We start from the raw sequence: 17,316 nt of genomic DNA on the forward strand, positions 1-17,316 counted from the left end.
AGGCGACCAATTCGGGAACGTGTGGGTGTAGAACCCTGGTTTCTCTGCAAATACGGCTGTAATTTTAGCTAACTTTCCTTAAAGCGCTCTTTTTTTTGTTGTTTAGCTTTTGCTCCAGCAAAATCTTGAGCCAGGGAAATGCAGAGTTTTAAGAAAGATGGAGCTAGGTTTTGTCGGAGGGGTCGCTCAGTCGTCGTAAAAGCTGCTGGGCCTCAGGCGAGAGGTCAATAGGCACATGACCTGAGCGAATGTGCAGATCGCGCTGGGGAAAGGGTACTTCTATGCCGTGGTGGCGCAGACTGGCCTCGATCGCAAAGTACAGGTCGCTCTTGATTACAAGCTGGCGGCTGGGTTGAGCTATCCACACCAGCAGCTCAAAATTGAGGGCGCTATCGCCAAAGCCCAGAAAAAACACCTGGGGTGCGGGGGCCGAGAGAATTTCCTGATTTTTGTGGCAGGCATCGAGCAGGGCCACCTTAACGGTCTGAGGGTCGGCGCTGTAAGCAATACCTACCGGCAGGCGAATGCGCGACACCGGGTTGCCGTGGCTCCAGTTGATCACCTCCGACTCTAGAAAACGGGAGTTGGGCACAATAATTGACACCTGATCGAGGGTGCGAATTTCGGTACTGCGCGAGCCAATTTGGGTGACGGTGCCCTTGACCTGGCCAAAGTCGACAAAGTCGCCCACCTGCACCGGACGCTCAAACACCAGCACCAAACCGCTGACAAAGTCTTTGACCAGGCCCTGCAAACCCAGACCAACCCCAATACCCAGACCGCTGGCGATCAGCGCGATCGAGCTAAGGTCAATGCCCCAGAGCTGGAGAATAACTACGGTGCCCAGCAAAATCAGGGTGTATTTCGAGAGCACCGCGATCGCCTCTTGGGCGGCAATGCTAATACCCGTGGCCCGCAATACCCGCGATCGCATTACGTTGGTCAGAGCGCTGGCCATAATCACCATGGCCAGCAGCACCGCCAGCAGCAGCAGCAGGCCCAGCAGCGAGTACGACCGATTGCCCAACAGCAAGCTGCGGTCAAATAGCCCCTCGCGCAGGCTCTGGGTCACTCGATAGCTAATTCGGCGGGTGATTGGAAAGAGGTTGGCGATGTAGGCCAACGCCGCAAACGCAACGGCGCAGCGTACCAAAAACAGGGTGAGCCGAAAGAGTAGGTTCAGCCCGGTGGGCTCGTGGTCGGGGTTGTCGGGGTCGATGGGCGAGAAGGCAAATCGGTCTAGGACAGGCCGCAGCCAGCGGTGCCAGATTCGTCCGGCGAGCCAGTGCAGCGCCAGTGCAGCGGCCAGGGCGGCCAGAGCTTTGGCCAACGCCTGCACCAAAAAACCGTCCTGGCGATCGCTGCGGGCCTGGCTGAGGGCGGTGGCGATCGCACCGACCCACCGATCAGCCTGGGCCTGAAGGGTTTCGGCCCGGCCCACCCGCACATCGGCATTGGTCACCGTCATGATGTAGCGGTCGCCCGCCAAAATCACCGGATTGCTGTCCTGGGTTATTCCACTGCTGCCCTCCACGGCCCGCATTTCGGCCCGCACGTCTACCGGCGCACCGCTTTCGACTAGCGGCTCCAGGTTGGTTTCAATGGCCAAGGCGCGCTCAACCGCCGTCAGGTCTCCGGCGGCGGGCACGTTAAACAAAAACAGTCCGTCGAGAAATACAGGCTCGGTTTCGATCGCCTGAGCTAGCCCCGGAGCAGATCCCAACCCGTGCAACACCACGGCCAGCACCAGACCGCAGACAATGCGGACCAGCCGGCGAGGGAAGGAAACTCCTGTAGGCATGAATCGATGGGCCTAGACATCGAGATCAGCATGGSGTKKGGGGRGSGGGRGGGGGGGRGGKGRGGGGGKGGGGKGGRKGGGKGGGSGRGKGGGRGGGKGGAKGGGTGGGCGRGTGGGAGGGGGGTGATGGTCCCTGAGCGGAGTCGAAGGGGTGGTGGTGCCTGAGCGGAGCCGTTCGCGCTAGCGTCTCCCGTAGGGAGAAAGGGGTGATGGCCCCTGAGCGGAGTCGAAGGGGTGGTGGTGCCTGAGCGGAGCCGTTCGCGCTAGCGTCTCCCGTAGAGAGAAAGGAGGGACGGTCCCTGAGCGGAGTCGAAGGGGTGATGGTCCCTGAGCGGAGCCGTTCGCGCTAGCGTCTCCCGTAGGTAGAAAGGGGGAGGTGTAGGCGTGGAGCGGCTTCCTAGTCGCGAAGCGTTCCGCAGGAAAGGGTGTGAGTTGGAGATGAGGGAAGGGGTTAGCCGATGAGCGCAGCCACTAGCAGCACTGCCCCGACCCCAAGACAGGCCACCATTGACCAAAAGGCGATTTGAGCGCTCTGGCTAACGCTTTTAGTCAGGGCCTCGTGGGACTTGAGCGTAATGATGTAGGGCTGGTCGGCCTGGGTGGGCTTTTCAATGGCTACATTGCCAGTACTGTCGCTGGCGGTGCCGACGACGAGCACGGGGCGATCGAGCGGCAGCACGGTTTCCTTGTAGCGGTAGCCCAGGGTGCGGCGTGGGCCACCGCCGCCCTCGCCGCCCAGCACTAGCGAAAATGGGCCGTAGGAGAGCATTCCCCCAGCGGGAGTGCCGGGTTGAAAGTCGTTCAGCACCTCAACCGATTCAATATTGGCTCCTTCAGGATCCACCCGCACTTGCCCAGCATCGTCTACCAAATCAAAGGGAATCCGCTGCTGGTGTTCGCTGACGGTTTCTGAACCGCGCTGGGTGCGGGTGGTAACGTTGCCGTTGCTGTCTTTTTCGCGCACGGTTTCTTCGTATTCGCGCACCACGGTGCTGGTGTAGCTAACGCAGGGCACCTGTTTAAACTCTGAGGTCAGCGGCGTTGAGGTTTGGGGGGTGCCCCGCAGCCACACGTAGTCGCGCCAGTCGCCGCCGCCAATCTCTTTGGAGACGGCAGTGGCCATAGCCTCCAGATCGGCACTCTTAGACGGCCGGGCTAGCTTGAGCTGGTTGCAGCGGCGCTGCTGGCGGTTTTGCACCCACCAGAGCACGGCCCCAGCGACAATAAAAATAACTCCTGCGATCGCCATCTGTAATTCTTCCGCCAGTGCTGACCAAATCTGGCTCTCAGCGTGCCCAAGTCGGCGGTGACAACAGCCCTCGCTTTACGAATTCGAACGAAAGCCCCCGACCCTGGCGTTACCCACCGAAAGGTTTTGTTGCAAAACTTAAAGCGCCGCCGACAGTCTTAAAAGCCCTGATACACTGACATTTAGCGATTTGGTTAGGCAGGCGCATTTTCTCCATTCTCAGGATATGAATTGGTCCTGAGGTTTGGTAGTGCCCCTGCTGCACCATCTCCACCGGGAGATAGCCCGGCCCACGTTCACCGCGCCATCCAAGGACTCATGGTAGATTCCCTTAAAAAGCCTGAATTTCAAGAAATTCGACCAGGGGTAAAGGCTCCGGCCAAAGACACCATTCTCACCCCTCGGTTCTACACCACCGACTTTGACGAGATGGCCGCCATGGACATCTCGGTCAACGAAGAGGAGCTGCTCGCCATCCTTGACGAGTTTCGGGCTGACTACAACCGCCACCACTTCGTCCGCAGCGATGTCTTTGCCAAATCCTGGGACTCGATCAGCGGCGAAACTCGGCAGCTGTTTGTGGAATTTCTAGAGCGCTCCTGCACCGCTGAGTTCTCTGGCTTTTTGCTCTACAAAGAACTGGGCCGCCGCCTCAAGGGCAAAAACCCGGTGCTGGCCGAGTGCTTTGAGCTGATGTCACGCGACGAAGCCCGTCACGCTGGCTTTCTCAACAAAGCCATGTCTGACTTCAACCTGCAGCTCGACCTGGGCTTTTTGACCAAGAGCAAAGACTATACCTTCTTTAAGCCCAAGTTCATCTTCTACGCCACCTACCTCTCCGAGAAGATTGGCTACTGGCGCTACATCACCATCTTCCGCCACCTTGAGTCTCACCCTGAGAACGAAATCTACCCGATCTTCCGCTTCTTTGAGAACTGGTGCCAAGACGAAAACCGCCACGGCGACTTCTTCTCGGCTCTGATGAAGGCCCAGCCCGAAATTCTCAACGACTGGAAGGCTAAGCTGTGGTGCCGCTTCTTTCTGCTGTCGGTGTTTGCCACCATGTACCTCAACGACCTCCAGCGCAGCGGCTTCTACGCCTCGCTGGGGCTCAATGCTCGCGACTACGACATTGAGGTAATTGAGAAAACCAACGAGACCGCTGGTCGCGTCTTCCCGGTGACGCTGAATGTCGATCACCCCAGCTTCTTTAAGCGGCTAGACGTGGCGGCTGCGGCCAACGATAAGATTGCTAAGGTGTCGGCTTCTAACCAGCCTAAGCCGTTGAAAACGCTGCAAAAACTGCCCCACATTGCCACCATTGGCTGGCAGCTAGTACAGCTCTACTTCCTCAAGCCTATCGATACCGTCGCCGTCCGCGGGCAGGTGCGCTAGAGGTCGTCGGCCATTTCCCGGAACGCTATCCTCGTTTCCCCCAGCGGCTTTACTGTTTGGTAAGGCCGCTTTTTTTGTTGGCTACCTGGGGGCTGCGCCACTGGGCTAACGCTGTAAGATGCATAGGAATTTGTTGTTGTGTGGACTGGGGGCCGCTAAGTGGTGTCATTGACAACCCAATGGTTGCAAGTGGGTGGATGCCTGGTGGTTTTGGGGCTCGGGCAGCGGGCGCAGGCTCTACCCAACCAGCCCGGCTTGGCAGACCCTTCTGCAAGGATTGCGGCGATCGCCCCCACCGATTCAACCACTAGCCTTATCCCCTGCCCTTCATCATCCCCGGCACCGACGGCCTCTTGCACCATCTCCTGGCCAGAAGCACCGCTAGAAGCACCGCCAGAAACGTCCACAGCGGATATCGTTCCAGCGACGACCCCGCCCGAGACACTGGCCCTTGACCCAGAGGCGATCGCTCCTACCCTCGACCTCGACCCTGCTGTGATTGAGGGTAGCCCCACCCTCCAGCGCTGGCTGGAGGAAATTCCCGATGTAGCCAGCGACATTCGCCGCCAGCCCAGCTTTCGCACCCGGCTGCGGGCGAGCTATGCCCAGTTTCCCTCCAACGGGCAGATTGGTGGCTTTGGGGCTGCGGTAGAGGATGTGTTTGTGGTGCCGGGCACAGGGCTCACCGCCAGCGCCGACTACAACCGCAGCTGGAACGGCGATCGCGAATCCTACGGCGGTGAGGCACGCTACTACCTGCTGCCCCTGGGTGGCTATGTGAATATCGCCCCCACCGTGGGCTACCGCTCTCTCAGCACCCCCGCTTACCAAACCGACGGGCTGGATGTGGGCCTGCGCCTGCTGCTGGTACCCTCGCGCGGCGGCGGGGCCGACCTAGCCCTGAGCCAGCGGTGGGTGGCCCCCGGCAGCGAGAATGAGGTGGGAATCACCAGTTTGGCGATCGGCTACGCCGTCACCCGCCAGCTGCGGCTGGGTACCGACTTTCAGCTACAAAACTCCCGCTTTGGCCAAGACAGCCGCGTGGGGCTTTCCCTAGAGCTGCTGTTGTAGACAATACAGCAGCAGCTAGTTTGCTCAACTGAGCATTGGATAGGTTGCTTGGAGTGTAATCGTCTTGCAAAAGGCAATAGCGATATTGGTGTCCGCGATCGCGCTGGACAAGCTCTGTCACCAGCACCGTTTATCTGCCTCAAAGAAGTTGGCCAGGGCAGATGCTACGCTATAGGCTGAATTTGCCTAAATGACCGTATTCCCCCTGCGCCCCTATGTTAGAACCTTCGCTGCTGCGCGCCCTCGTCTGGACTGACTATCGCCTCGCCGTGTTGTTTACGGTGTTTTTGCCGCTGGCGCTGCTGATTTGGGCCTTTGTGCAAAAAAACGAGGCCATTCAGCACCTGCTGACGATTTACTGGAGAGTGGCGAGCCTGCTGATGATCACCGTCTATCTAATGATTGGCGGCTTTGGCATCAGCTTTTTGGCAGGGCTGATGGCGCGGGTGTTGATTCCGGTGTCGCTGTGGTTTTGGGTCGACCTCAATGAAGAAATTCGCGAGCAGCCGGGTTCGCCGCTCAAGCTTCTCTTTAGCGCCTGGCGCTGGGCGGTGACGCTGTACAACATCATTGGCGGGGCCATTTTACTGGGCTTTTTGCCCTGCGCTTTCTCGGCGGCGAGGTTTGGGGCGGCCGATTGCCAGGTGTGGCTAGAGCCCCCGCTGCTCTATAAGGAGTACTTCCACGCTGGCTACACCAACGGCTTTTTGGGCTTCTTTGGCATTTTGGGCCTGGTTATCTACGTGGCATCGCTGGCCTGGTTTGTGTTTGTGCGCCTGGGCAAGCAGGGTCGCCAGGCGATTAACTAGAAGAGCCGTCTATGACACCGGGTTTTCGCCTAGAACAATTCACGCTCAGGCGGCCTCAGCTGGTGCTGCTGGTTAAGGCCGTTATCGACGGTCAGGAAGACGAGGTGCTGATTTTTCGCGGCTTCTCTAGCTCGCTGATGCACCCCACCGCCGCCGACCCTGACGTGCCGGTGCTGCCCGAAGCCGCCGAGATTGAGGCTATTGACATTATGGTTGGACCCTACAACCCTACGGCACCCCAATACCTGCAGCGGGGGCTGTCTTGGGACGACATGCTGCCTTTGTTGGAGGATATGGGGGTTTAGAGCTTAGACCCTCAATGGTGCATTGCTGCGCTAATGCACCCTACATTTAGACTCATCCACTCATCCACCCCCCTCTCATCCACTCCCCTACTTCTCCCCTTCCCGCAGGTGCTTGGGCTGCCAGCCTTCATGGTTTTTTTGCGGGGCGCGGGAGACGACGAGGCAGTTGTCGGGGGCGTCTTTGCGCACCACGGAGCCAGCGGCGATGGTGACATCGCTGCCAATGGTGACGGGGGCAACTAGCACGCTGTTGGAGCCGGTTTTGGTGCGATCGCCGATCACGGTCGGGTGCTTCTTAAACCCGTCGTAGTTGGCCGTAATGGTGCCCGCACCCACGTTTACCTTGGTGCCTAGAGTGGCGTCGCCCAGGTACGACAGATGAGCCGCATTGGTGCCCGCCCCCAGGGTCGATTTCTTGATTTCGACAAAGTTACCAATGCGGCAGCCGTCACCCACGATCGCTTCACCCCGCAGATGGGCGTAGGGGCCAACCCGCGCGCCGTTGCCCACGCTGCTATCGCTCACCACCGAGAAAGCCACGGTGGCGTTGGCCCCAATCTGGCTGTCTTCGATCAGGCTGCCGGGGCCAATGCGGCTGCCGGTGCCGATGGTGGTTTTGCCGCGCAGGTGGGTCTGGGGCTCGATCACCACGTCGGGTTCGAGCTGTACGGTGGTGTCGATGGTGGTGCTGTCGGGGTCGATTAGGGTAACGCCAGCGGCCATCCAGTGGTCTTTGATGCGGTCTTGCAGAATGGCGTAGGCCTCGGCCAGCTGCTTGCGGCTGTTGATGCCAAAGATTTCTTGACCATCGGCTACATCTACAGCCATAGCGGGGCTGAGGTCCTTGACCACGTCGGTGAGGTAGTACTCCTGCTGGTCGTTGTCGGCGGTGAGGTGAGGCAGCACCGTCATCAGCTTGGCCCAGTTAAAGCAGTAGACCCCGGCGTTGATGCGAGGGTTTTGGCGCTGGGCGGGGCTGCAGTCGCGGTGCTCCACGATCTCGGTAATCAGGTTTTGGTCGGTGCAGAAGACCCGCCCGTAGCCGGTTGGGTCTTTGAACTGTGCGGTGAGCAGGGTGGCAGCGTTGCCGTTTTGCTGGTGGGTAGTAACCAACTTTTGAATGGTTTCGGCCCGCAGCAGGGGCACATCGCCGTTGAGCACCAGCAGGTCGCCGTCGAACCCCTCCAGATGGGGAATCACCTGCTGCACGGCATGGCCGGTGCCAAGCTGCTCCTTTTGTTCCACAAAGGTGAGGCCGGGCAGGTGAGCCAGGGCCGTTTTAACCTGATCTTGACCAAAGCCGACCACAATCAGCGTGTGGCTCGGGTTTAGCTCAGTCAGTCCATCTATAACCCGTTCTACCATCGATTTGCCCCCCACGGAGTGCAACACCTTGGGCAGGCTCGACTTCATGCGGGTGCCGCGCCCAGCGGCAAGAATGGCGACAGCGACCATGGATGTATCCTTCGTGGGTAGTGTGGGCCGAAGGGAGTATATCGCGGTTTGGGGAGGGAAGGGGAGGGGAGGGGTGGATGGGTGGGCGGGTGGATGGGTAGATGGGTGGGCGAGTGGGCGAGTAGGTGGGTGGATGGGTGATGGTCCCTGAGCGGAGTCGAAGGGGGTGGATGCGTAGGTGAGGAGGTGGGTGGGTGGGGGTACCGAATCTGGATCGCATTGCCTTGATGCCGAACGGGTGGCTTGCGTAGGGGCAAACGGTGTTTGCTCAGCTCCACTGGGTATAGTCAAGGCGGTTTTGGTATGACCTGGACAGCCGAGACGGTTAACTCACAGAATGGGAGACTTGAGCTTGCGACCCTAGGACTGGCTGGGGGCGGCTTTTTGGGTAGTGGAAGCGGGGAGATTGAGGCTGCGGAAGTAGCTGGTGCCGACGAGGACGAGAAAGCCGAGGTAAGCCAAAATTTGCACCAGGTACAGATGATCGCGGTAGCCCAGCAGGGTTTTGAGCAGAATGCCGGGGAACTGGCGATCGCTCAAAACCCTGCTGCCATCCCACAGCAGCGGGCCGAGAACGCAGGAATCTTGGGCAAAGCAGAGGTCGGCGGTGGGGTTAATTTGGCTGATGGCCGCCAGGGCGGCATCTAGGTTTTTGCACACTGAAATCACCAGGCCACCGACGATTAGCAGCAGCAGCACGCCCATGATTTGAAAGAAGCGCTTGAGGTTAATGCGCAGTCCCCAGCCAAACAGAGCCAGGCCAATGAGAACCGCGCCCAGGAGACCCGCGATCGCCCCTACCCCAGCCGCCACGCTAGTTTCGACGTTGGTAAAGACAAACAGAACCGTCTCAAACCCTTCGCGCAGCACGGCAATGCAAACCAGGCTAAAGATGCTCCAGCCGGCGGTTTGGGTATCGTCTAGGGCCGATTGCACGGTCCCCTCTAGCTCGCCCTTGAGGCTGCGGGACTGGCGGGTCATCCACAGCAGCATCCAGCTGAGGAGAATCACGGCGATCGCCCCAAACAGCACGTTTAGCAGCGGTTTGATCACCATTTGCAGCCCCGGTAGCCCCTGCTGCAGCTGCTGTAGCCCCATGCCAAGCGCAATCCCCAGCATTATGCTGCCCGCCAAACCTGCCCCCACCCCAGCGTAGGCCCAGGGATTGAGCACCTGACGGTTGGCCTTGGCCAAGCAAGCCAGCACAATGCCGACGACCAAAGCCGCTTCTACCCCCTCGCGCAGGGTAATCAAAAACGTCGGTAGAGCAGCGGTGAAATCCATGCTTGGCCGGGGTTAGAGAATAGTTGATATAGGTATTGTGTCAAACAACCCCACCCTTTGCAGCCCCACTCTTACAGGATTGAGTCCCCCTCACCATTTCTGAAAGCAATAAACTCACCCCCTGACATCCTCATCTACTCCCTTTCTCCCTACAGGAGACGCTAGCGCGAACGACTCCGCTCAGGGACCATCACCACCCATCCACCCACCTACCCGCCCACTCGCCTACTTACCCACCCGCCTACTCATCCAACCCTCCCACCCATCCACCCGCCTACCCATCCACCCACCTACCCGCCCACTCACCCACCATCCACTCCTCACGACCGACTCTGCAACACCAAATCCCCGGCTGGAATCGGTGGATCGGCAGCCCGTTCAGCGGTGACGAGCATCTGCACCGAGCCATCGCTACAGGCGGCATTGGGCAAAATCCACTGGTTCGTGTTCTGCCCAGCCTTGGGGTTAAACTGACCGCAAAAAACTGGGTCGCTGTCGGCCAGCGCCCACAGGCGGTAAACCTGGTCTGGGCTGAGGGGAGGCAGGTCGGTGGTGACAATCAGGGCGGTTTGAGCGTCAGGGTTGACCACGAGGCGACCGCTGGCCTGGGGTTCAGCATCAGTGCCAGAGAGAGTGTAAAGCGGGTTGCCGGGTTGGCTAAAGCTAGCCACGACCGCTTCCTGCTGAGTTAGGGCCAGGCGCAAACGCTGGTTTTCTTGTAGGGCGAGCACCAGAGCCAGCCCGGTGGCCGCCCAGCCTAGGGCTAAGACCAGTTTGCCTAAGGGCAGGCGGCGGCGGACGATCGCAGGTGCTGGTATAGGTTCTAAAGCCAGGTCTGGGGTTTGCGCAGCAGCGTTCTGCACAGCGGTATTCTGCACGGCGGCCATTACGCGATCGCGTACTCCAGGCGATGGAGCCACGGGCGGCAGCAGCGTGGGCAGGCTCTCCCAGGTAGACTGCAAAGCCTCTAGCTCGCTAGCCACCTCGGGGTACTGGTCGAGCCACTGTTCGACCAGGGTGGCTTCATGGTCGGTCAGATCGTTGAGCACGTACCCGGCCAGTAGCGATCGCCAGTTTTCGGGGAGAGGGGTTGAGTTCATCGGGCGGGGGAGTGGGTGGATGAGTAGGCGGGTGGGTAAGTAGGCGAGTGGGCGGGTAGTTATGAAGCGTTGCAGCGGAGGCGTTGGTGCAGCTTTGGTGTAGGGGAAAGGGTTAGCTGCGCTGGTGCTCGAGCAGGCTGCGCAGGCGGAGCAGGCCCTGGCGGCAGCGAGACTTGACGGTGCCGAGGGGAATGCCCAGCTGGGCGGCAATTTCGGACTGGCTCAATCCTTGAAAATAGGCGATCTCTAGCACCTCGCGTTCGGCGGGGGGAATTTGGTCGAGGGCGGCGCGCAGGTGCTGGCGCTGTTCTTGCTGGGTGGCGTGGTCAACGGGGTTGGCGGATCGGCTAGAGGCGGCGGTAATGCGCTGAAACCGCTGCAAAATGGTGGCCCGTCCCCGGCTGACCCGCAGGCGATCGATGGCGCGGGAGCGGGTGTAGGTGGCCAGGTAGCTGCCGATGCTGCCCCGGTCGGGGTTGTACTGCCGCCGCTGCCAAAAGTTGACAAACACCTCCTGGGTGAGGTCTTCGGCTTCGGCAGGGTTGGCCAACATTTTGAGCGCCAGGGTATAGACCATGGAGGAGTAGCGGTCGTAGAGGGTGGCGAGGGCAGCCGTATCACCGGCCCACAGGCTGTTGACCAGGTCGCGATCGCTCACTGGTTCAGACGCCATAGGGTCGGGGGGCGAGAATGGGGGCATTGATGATCTGCTAGTAAGTACGACTCAAGCAGGTCTACCGGATGAGTCAGGAATCAACCGCAAAAACCAGGGCAGCCAAAACCTCAAAGTCTGCTGTCATCATCCGAAGGGTAGAGCTAATCGTATTGTGCCGGGTCTTACAGCATTCTTCATAGAGAAAAAATTAGGCCCGCCCAAAACGTTAGCGCAAAGGACACTGCTATGAATCACGATTTGATGTCTGCCAACCCGGACCACCCCAAAGCGGGGGTTTCTCGTCGCCGGGTAATGGTGGGTGGTGCGATCGCAGGGCTGGCCGGCAGCCTCGGCTTTTCTGCTCTGACCCAGAGCCCGGCCCAGGCGCAGAACCGCTCTGGTTCGCTTCTGCGCAACCGAGCGGCCGCTAACGACATTGCCATTCTCAACGGTGCTCTCTACTACGAACATCAGGCGATTTGGGCCTACGGGGCTGCTGCCGGTGGCCTCAGCGATACTGATGTGGGTAAAGCGGTGCTGGCCATTGCCCTGGCCAATCAGGCCGACCACATGGCCCACCGCGACCTGCTCAGCCAGGTGATTACCGATTTGGGTGGCCGCCCGGTGATGGCTGTAGACAGCTACGACCTCTCGGCCTACCTGGAGCGCGGCGACGGTGGCCTCGACTCCGATGTGAATATCGCCAAGCTGGCCCTAGCCCTGGAGACCGATGCGGCGATCGCCTACGCCAGCGAAGTCGCCCGACTCAGAACCCCGGAGCTGATTACCGCTGGGGCCACGATTGCCGCTGCCGAGGCCTCCCACGCTACCACCATTCGGGCTGCGTTTATCTCGCTGGGAGTCGACATTCCCTTTGTGCCCGCCCCCTTTGTCAGCGCCGATACCCGCGACCAGTGGGTGCTCAAGGTGTAGACCCACCGCTGAGCCACCGCTACTCGATTACTCCTGAAATCGTCTCTAGATCGTCACGGTCACTCCTGACCCCAGCCCGGAGCTAGGCTCCGGGCTTTTTTGTGGCGATGTGTCTTGTGCACGCCACATCAACTTCCTAGGGGCACATTTGTAGGGGCACAGCACTGCTGTGCCCCTACAAACAGGGGTAACCAAACAGGATGTGGTTGAAATTAGGCGGTAATGGCGGCTACCTCAGCCGACTGCGCGATCGTCTGCCAATCGCCCGTGGCGCTGAGGTAGCCCACCTCGACCACGTAAATGCGATCCCATTGGGGAATGGGCAGGTACCAGTCTTGGGCAAAGTCGTCGCGACAGCGCTGCTCGGCCACTGCTGGAGGCAGCGCAGACTGGGTGGCTCGGCCCGTAACGTCGTAGAGGCGCAGGGTCATGGTTTCGCCGCCGCTGTCTTTGGCCCGAGTGCGATCGCTGGCGTCAATGTGCCACACCGCATAGAAGCGATCGCTCTGGCGATCGATCGATAGCCGAATCCAGCTTTTGGTAACAGTGGCGGAGGGGGGCGCAGCCTCGGCCTCGGCGCTGGTGGGCACGACGCCAAAACTATCTGGCGAGCTGGGCGGAATGCTGGCTAGCGCGGCCACCACGTCCGGCGGCAGACCCTCTAGCCCCGAGCTGTCGCCCGCGATCGCCGCTTCGGGCGGTGGCGGCACGTAGTCGCCCGGTTCCACAGGCACCGGGGGTGGCACGGGTACGGGGGCAGGGCGCAGGGGCGGCTCAGCGATCGCGGTAGCTCCAGCGCTCTCAACAGGCCCGGTGTCAGTGGGTAGCCCCTGTGGCACCCGCTCTGGGCCGGGGGTGATGCCCAGGCGCACCTGGCTGAGCAGTTCCTCCTCCAGCGTGCTGGGGGGCAGTGGCCCAGGGCCAATAGCCCCAGACGGCACTGGGTCTGGGCTAATGGCCTCAGATGGTACTGGCCCAGGGCTAATGGCCTCAGACGGCACTGGCCCTGGGGTGATGGACAGCGGCCCAACGGTCACTGCTCCACTGCCAACGGTCGCAGCCGTCTCGGCCTGGCCAGGCAGATTGGCCACCTCCGACTCTAGCTCCGGCGGCACGTCTGCACTGCTGAAGCGGTTATCGCTGCTAATTTCCACATCGGCGGAGGGCAGACCCAGCACCATTTGCTGTAGTTCTAGGGGCACATCGGGGTCGTAGCCTGCCGAGGGCGACGGCTCTGGCAATACCGCCTCCGGTAGCGGCCCTGGTGTGCCGCCAGCCCCAGGGGCAACCGGCTCTGGCATAACGCCAGGATAGAGTGCAGGGGCAAAGCCCATCCCTGGCAACCCTTCACCGTTACCCAGGTCAGCCGCTTTAGCCAAACAGGCCTGGCCCTCGCTCTGGCGACCCATTTGCATTAGAGCCTGGCCTTTACCCATCCAGGCCGCCGCCGATGTCTGGTCTAGCTCTAGCGCCGTGTCAAAGCAAAAAAGAGCTTCGTCATAGCGACCCATCGTGCTGAGCAATCGGCCCTTGCCAACCCAGGCGTCGATTACGCTGCTATCGAGCTGAAGGGCGGCGTTGTAGCTGTCCATGGCTTCGTTGGCCTGCCCCAGGAGGGCTAGCGCATGGCCTCGCTCAGCCTGGGCCAGGGCGGCGGTGGCATTAAGGCCCTGGGCTGGTACACCCGTGGCTTCGGCTTTGCTGCGCTCTACCTCGGTAGCCTCCACGGCCTGGTTGAAGTAGATCAAGGCCGTGTCGCAGTGGCCCTCACCCATGAGTCGACGGCCCTCGGCCAGGTCTAGGCGGGCCTGCTCTAGTTTGCTGGGGGCCGCACTCGAATATTCACCAGGCCCAGGCACCAGCTCGGCCTCGGGGGGCAGCGGTCTTCCTGCTGGCGGTGCAGCGTCGGGAGGCAACGGGCCAGCGGTGACCGGTAGCTTGTTGCCCATCTTAGAAAAATCAATACTTAGTTCAGAGCCGGGGACAAGGTCGGCCTCTAAAGTATCGTCTTCATCGTCGGAATCTCGGCGGCCCAGCAGCGCCCCGGCGATACCGGCTAGCAGCAACAGGGCCGGTATCGCCGCCAGCATCCACCAGGCGCTGGGGGGTAGGTTGCGAATGCGATCCCAAATGCTGCCTACCTCAGTGGCTGAATCATCGTCCTCGGCTTCGGTTTCGACATTGGAGACGGACTGCCCCTGGTCATCAAGAAGCGCTACCTGCTCGCTGCTGCCCACGACTAGCTGCCCCTCAGGGGTGTAGCCCAAGGAAGCCGCTGGTGCCTCTAGCTCCACAGGTTCCGATAGGCGGGGCGTGCCGTCGGGCGACCACAGTTGCAGAGTGCCATTGGCCCCGGCGGTGGCTAGGGTCGCGCCATCGGGGCTGTAGGCCACGGCGCTAACCGCTGCCTCGTGGGCTTCAATGGTGCCGCCTCTGGGTTGTAGTGTCGAGCGATCCCAGTTACGCAGGCTGCCGTCGCCGCCAGCGGTGGTAAGCACCTGGCCATCGGGGCTGCTGGTAATGCTGGTGACACCGCCTGGGTGGGCATCGGGCGATTCACCGGCAGCGGTACCATCGGCATTCCAAAAGCCCAGGCTGCCGTCGCTGCTGCCGGTGATAAAGGCCTGACCCCCAGCGGGAAAGTGAAGGGCCTGCACCGGCCCGTCATGGGCAACAACGGGATTGCCTAGAGGCTTACCGTCGGCGATCGCCCAGCGTTGTACGGTGCCGTCGGCGTTGCCGCTGGCAATGGTTTGACCGTCGGGGCTGAGGGCCAGCGATAGAATGGGGCCGCCCTGACCCGCCATCGGCTCACCCAAGGAATTGCCGCTGCGATCCCAGCGGCGCAGGGTGCCATCGGCCCCGCCAGAGACGACGGTTTGGTCATCAGGGCTAATCACGACTGCCGACACGGCTCCTCGGTGGGCATCGGCAATTACGGTTTCGGTGGGGTTGCCTGTGGCATCCAGCCATTGCAGCTGGCCGTCTTCGGTGCCGCGCACCATAAAGCGCCCGTCGGGGGCCAGGGCCACGCCACCGGGTAGCCTGCTGGCTCCGACCGTCACGTTGGCGCTAGCGGTTTGTTTGGCCTCGGCCACGGCGGCCTGGCCTTCATCGCTGGTGGCAAAGCCCAAAAAGGCTTCTACAGGCAGGCTTGGCTCACCCAGGTAGATATAGTTGCGGGGCTGAGAATAGGGGTAGCGGGGGTCGTCGGGCAGGGTGCTGTCTAAGCTCACCGGGCGCACGGCATTTTGCTCTAGCACTTCGGAGGCGATCGCATAGCTAATGCCGTCTCGGCCCAGTTCACGCACCACTGCAGCGGTATCATCCTCCTCGACCTGCACAGCGTTGTCGCCGGTTTCGAAGGGCTGTCCGCTAAAGATTTCGTAGTCGCCTAGGGCTAGTCGGGTAGCGCTCTCGGCCGGGCGATCGACAAACCGGATCGGCAGGTTGGGACCCCCCACCTCCGACCAGTTGGTGATTTCGCCGCGAAAGATGGCGGCAAAGTCGTCAAAGGATAGGTCGCCTCGAAATGGATTGTCGCGCCCCACAATGACGGCAATTTTCTCTCGCGTGACCGGAATTGAGGTGAGGCTGGGGTCTTCCTCGGCCTCGCTGAGCGATCGCCCCAGGGCCGCCAGGTCAATACTGCCGCTCCGCAGCTCCTGCAGCGCCTGCTCATCGCCATTGGCCTCGTGCCTGACATCGGTGTCGGGGTAACGCTGCTCAAAGCCCTCCTCCAGGTTCTGGTTGATACCGGCCATGGACGGCGACCCGTTAATTGAGAGCGTTGTACCGGGGGGCACGCTCTCCTGCAGGTTAAAGGTGGGCGTGGGTTCCGCCGTAACCTGGGCCAGCAGCTGCGGATGCGACCTGAGCACATTCATCGGCAGCGCAGCCAGGGCGCTGAACAGTGCCAGCATGGCCAGAGACGGCTTAAAAAGCTGATTCATGGCGGTACCCAGAGGACAGTAAAAGGTCTGCTAAAGGATACACGCTGAGGCGATCGTTGAACGGTTTTTTTAACGATCCCCACCCCCTCAACCCCTTGCCCCCTCACATCCACCCCGCAGGAAACCGCTCCGCATCCACCCATCCCCCCTCCTACCCATCCCCCCTCCTACCCATCCCCCCCCTCACCCATTCCCCCCCCTTCTCCTCCCCCCGACCCTCCCCCTCCCCCCCAGGCAATCGTTAGAGTAGAATCACCCCGATCTCTATGAGAGCTATGAGCGTTACCGCCTTTTTGATTGCTGGCCTGGTAGCCTTTGGTCTGTCGTTTTGGCTAACCCTGCGGCTGCAGCGATCGCGACAGCTAACCAAATCAAAGCGAGGGGCCAGGGGCGGCGGGTCGAGAACTCGTCCTTGGGGTCAAACGCCGCCGCGATCGCGTCCTGCCCTGCCCTCATTGACCCTAAGCCAGTTCAAGGGGGTAGACCTCGATCGCCAGGTGCGCGACCTCTTAAACCAGGGCAAGCTGATCGACGCCGTCAAGCGGGTCAGGGAGACCAACGGCTGCAGCCTGCGCGATGCCAAAGCCTACGTCAACGAGCGGTTGCCCTAGGCGGGCCGAGCGATTCTAGCCAAAAGCCCAAGGCACCAGCGTTGCCATGCCCAACCCAAAAACTACCCAGCCCCCCGCTCGAGCAAATCGCGATAAGCTGAAAAAGCTAACGTTTGCTTATCCCCTAGCGACCTATGGCCCTACGCCGCATCTTCACAGCTCTTTTAATCGCTGGCCTCTGGCTGCTAAGTGGCGCAGGGTTAACCGCCCAGGCGCTGACTCCTATCGATCTCGCCGATATTACCTACAGCCCTTGCCCACCCGAGTACGCCGATGGCATGGTGGCGGCTGGTTCTATTCAAGAGGCCAACTGCTTCTTGATTACGGGCAAAGCAATCAACCGCACCGGCAAGCCCGTGATTGATGCCGATATCTTTGGCCGCATCTATGACGCCAACGATAACCCCGTGATGCAAAACCGGGGGCGACTGGGCGGTATTTCAGAAGTGCCACCGGGGGAAAGCGACTTTGAGCTACGTATTTCGGTGGCGGCCAACCAGCCTGAACCGCTGAAGCTAAAACAGTTTAAGGCCTCTGGCTTTAGTGCCACCGTGCGCCAGTTCTCCCAAACGCCCTCGGCTCGACAGTAGCCCTGGTGGCCTGTCAAGCCTGAATTGGTAGGTTGGGTGGCGCGACAGCAGAACCCAACTAGGCTCACTGCTGTTGAGTTCCACTCAACCTACTGGGACTGAGTG

Annotated in this window: 14 protein-coding genes; 7 read left to right on the top strand and 7 right to left on the bottom strand. The window is 60.9% G+C overall.

The features are described from left to right. Positions 1 to 163: 163 nt before the first annotated feature. Both IQ265_RS19415 and IQ265_RS19420 read right to left on the bottom strand, forming a co-directional pair. Positions 164 to 1,801 carry a mechanosensitive ion channel domain-containing protein gene (locus tag IQ265_RS19415; RefSeq protein WP_228038164.1) on the bottom strand — a complete coding sequence of 546 codons (1,638 nt, stop codon included), beginning with the start codon at positions 1,799 to 1,801 and terminating at the stop codon, positions 164 to 166. A 451-nt stretch (positions 1,802 to 2,252) separates the two neighbouring features. Continuing rightward, positions 2,253 to 3,050: an E3 ubiquitin ligase family protein gene (locus tag IQ265_RS19420; protein WP_194056602.1), complete on the bottom strand. Its 798-nt coding sequence runs from the start codon at positions 3,048 to 3,050 to the stop codon at positions 2,253 to 2,255. A 318-nt stretch (positions 3,051 to 3,368) separates the two neighbouring features. On the opposite strand from IQ265_RS19420, the gene acsF reads away from it, so the two are divergent. The 4 genes from acsF (at position 3,369) to IQ265_RS19440 (ending at position 6,630) form a co-directional block, all read left to right on the top strand. After that, positions 3,369 to 4,445, top strand: a complete 1,077-nt coding sequence (gene acsF / locus IQ265_RS19425; RefSeq protein WP_194056605.1) for a magnesium-protoporphyrin IX monomethyl ester (oxidative) cyclase — start codon at positions 3,369 to 3,371, stop codon at positions 4,443 to 4,445. A gap of 204 nt (positions 4,446 to 4,649) precedes the next feature. Further along, positions 4,650 to 5,516 carry a hypothetical protein gene (locus IQ265_RS19430; RefSeq protein WP_194056606.1) on the top strand — a complete coding sequence of 289 codons (867 nt, stop codon included), beginning with the start codon at positions 4,650 to 4,652 and terminating at the stop codon, positions 5,514 to 5,516. A gap of 215 nt (positions 5,517 to 5,731) precedes the next feature. Continuing rightward, on the top strand, positions 5,732 to 6,325 hold the full coding sequence (locus tag IQ265_RS19435; RefSeq protein ID WP_194056608.1) for a DUF3177 family protein: 594 nt from the start codon (positions 5,732 to 5,734) through the stop codon (positions 6,323 to 6,325). 11 nt (positions 6,326 to 6,336) lie between these two features. After that, positions 6,337 to 6,630, top strand: coding sequence for a hypothetical protein (locus tag IQ265_RS19440; RefSeq protein WP_194056610.1), 294 nt, complete (start codon positions 6,337 to 6,339; stop codon positions 6,628 to 6,630). Positions 6,631 to 6,717: 87 nt separating this feature from the next. On the opposite strand, the gene glmU is transcribed toward IQ265_RS19440, so the two are convergent. The 4 genes from glmU to IQ265_RS19460 all read right to left on the bottom strand — a co-directional run bounded on the left by glmU (position 6,718) and on the right by IQ265_RS19460 (position 11,142). Then, positions 6,718 to 8,085 (bottom strand): bifunctional UDP-N-acetylglucosamine diphosphorylase/glucosamine-1-phosphate N-acetyltransferase GlmU, encoded by a 1,368-nt coding sequence (gene glmU, locus IQ265_RS19445; RefSeq protein WP_194056612.1) that lies wholly within the window; start codon positions 8,083 to 8,085, stop codon positions 6,718 to 6,720. Between the two features lie 360 nt (positions 8,086 to 8,445). Beyond that, positions 8,446 to 9,369 carry an FTR1 family protein gene (locus IQ265_RS19450; RefSeq protein ID WP_194056614.1) on the bottom strand — a complete coding sequence of 308 codons (924 nt, stop codon included), beginning with the start codon at positions 9,367 to 9,369 and terminating at the stop codon, positions 8,446 to 8,448. Positions 9,370 to 9,689: 320 nt separating this feature from the next. Continuing rightward, positions 9,690 to 10,469, bottom strand: a complete 780-nt coding sequence (locus tag IQ265_RS19455; protein WP_194056616.1) for an anti-sigma factor — start codon at positions 10,467 to 10,469, stop codon at positions 9,690 to 9,692. Between the two features lie 112 nt (positions 10,470 to 10,581). Further along, complete coding sequence (locus IQ265_RS19460) at positions 10,582 to 11,142, bottom strand: sigma-70 family RNA polymerase sigma factor (protein WP_228038166.1); 561 nt, start codon at positions 11,140 to 11,142, stop codon at positions 10,582 to 10,584. A 228-nt stretch (positions 11,143 to 11,370) separates the two neighbouring features. Between IQ265_RS19460 and IQ265_RS19465 the strand changes: the two genes are divergently transcribed. Next, positions 11,371 to 12,057, top strand: a complete 687-nt coding sequence (locus tag IQ265_RS19465; RefSeq protein ID WP_194056620.1) for a ferritin-like domain-containing protein — start codon at positions 11,371 to 11,373, stop codon at positions 12,055 to 12,057. A gap of 212 nt (positions 12,058 to 12,269) precedes the next feature. Here IQ265_RS19465 and IQ265_RS19470 read toward each other — a convergent pair whose 3' ends face one another. Then, positions 12,270 to 16,010, bottom strand: a complete 3,741-nt coding sequence (locus tag IQ265_RS19470) for a substrate-binding domain-containing protein (RefSeq protein WP_194056622.1) — start codon at positions 16,008 to 16,010, stop codon at positions 12,270 to 12,272. Positions 16,011 to 16,285: 275 nt separating this feature from the next. Here IQ265_RS19470 and IQ265_RS19475 point away from each other — a divergent pair, with 275 nt between their 5' ends. Then, entirely contained in the window at positions 16,286 to 16,621 is a 336-nt protein-coding gene (locus IQ265_RS19475; RefSeq protein WP_194056624.1) for a hypothetical protein, read from the top strand. 134 nt (positions 16,622 to 16,755) lie between these two features. Beyond that, positions 16,756 to 17,211: a hypothetical protein gene (locus tag IQ265_RS19480; RefSeq protein ID WP_194056626.1), complete on the top strand. Its 456-nt coding sequence runs from the start codon at positions 16,756 to 16,758 to the stop codon at positions 17,209 to 17,211. The last annotated feature ends 105 nt before the right edge of the window (positions 17,212 to 17,316 follow it).

The sequence above is a fragment of the Nodosilinea sp. LEGE 06152 genome (assembly GCF_015207525.1).
In the GTDB taxonomy this organism is placed as follows: Bacteria; Cyanobacteriota; Cyanobacteriia; order Phormidesmidales; family Phormidesmidaceae; genus Nodosilinea.

Excerpts from the sequence above, each read along its gene's own strand:
- IQ265_RS19475 (WP_194056624.1), top strand. The coding sequence starts at position 16,286 with ATGAGCGTTACCGCCTTTTTGATTGCTGGCCTGGTAGCCTTTGGTCTG.
- IQ265_RS19470 (WP_194056622.1), bottom strand. The coding sequence starts at position 16,010 with ATGAATCAGCTTTTTAAGCCGTCTCTGGCCATGCTGGCACTGTTCAGC.
- IQ265_RS19465 (WP_194056620.1), top strand. The coding sequence starts at position 11,371 with ATGAATCACGATTTGATGTCTGCCAACCCGGACCACCCCAAAGCGGGG.
- IQ265_RS19450 (WP_194056614.1), bottom strand. The coding sequence starts at position 9,369 with ATGGATTTCACCGCTGCTCTACCGACGTTTTTGATTACCCTGCGCGAG.
- glmU (WP_194056612.1), bottom strand. The coding sequence starts at position 8,085 with ATGGTCGCTGTCGCCATTCTTGCCGCTGGGCGCGGCACCCGCATGAAG.
- IQ265_RS19440 (WP_194056610.1), top strand. The coding sequence starts at position 6,337 with ATGACACCGGGTTTTCGCCTAGAACAATTCACGCTCAGGCGGCCTCAG.
- IQ265_RS19455 (WP_194056616.1), bottom strand. The coding sequence starts at position 10,469 with ATGAACTCAACCCCTCTCCCCGAAAACTGGCGATCGCTACTGGCCGGG.
- IQ265_RS19415 (WP_228038164.1), bottom strand. The coding sequence starts at position 1,801 with ATGCCTACAGGAGTTTCCTTCCCTCGCCGGCTGGTCCGCATTGTCTGC.
- IQ265_RS19420 (WP_194056602.1), bottom strand. The coding sequence starts at position 3,050 with ATGGCGATCGCAGGAGTTATTTTTATTGTCGCTGGGGCCGTGCTCTGG.
- acsF (WP_194056605.1), top strand. The coding sequence starts at position 3,369 with ATGGTAGATTCCCTTAAAAAGCCTGAATTTCAAGAAATTCGACCAGGG.
- IQ265_RS19435 (WP_194056608.1), top strand. The coding sequence starts at position 5,732 with ATGTTAGAACCTTCGCTGCTGCGCGCCCTCGTCTGGACTGACTATCGC.
- IQ265_RS19460 (WP_228038166.1), bottom strand. The coding sequence starts at position 11,142 with ATGGCGTCTGAACCAGTGAGCGATCGCGACCTGGTCAACAGCCTGTGG.
- IQ265_RS19480 (WP_194056626.1), top strand. The coding sequence starts at position 16,756 with ATGGCCCTACGCCGCATCTTCACAGCTCTTTTAATCGCTGGCCTCTGG.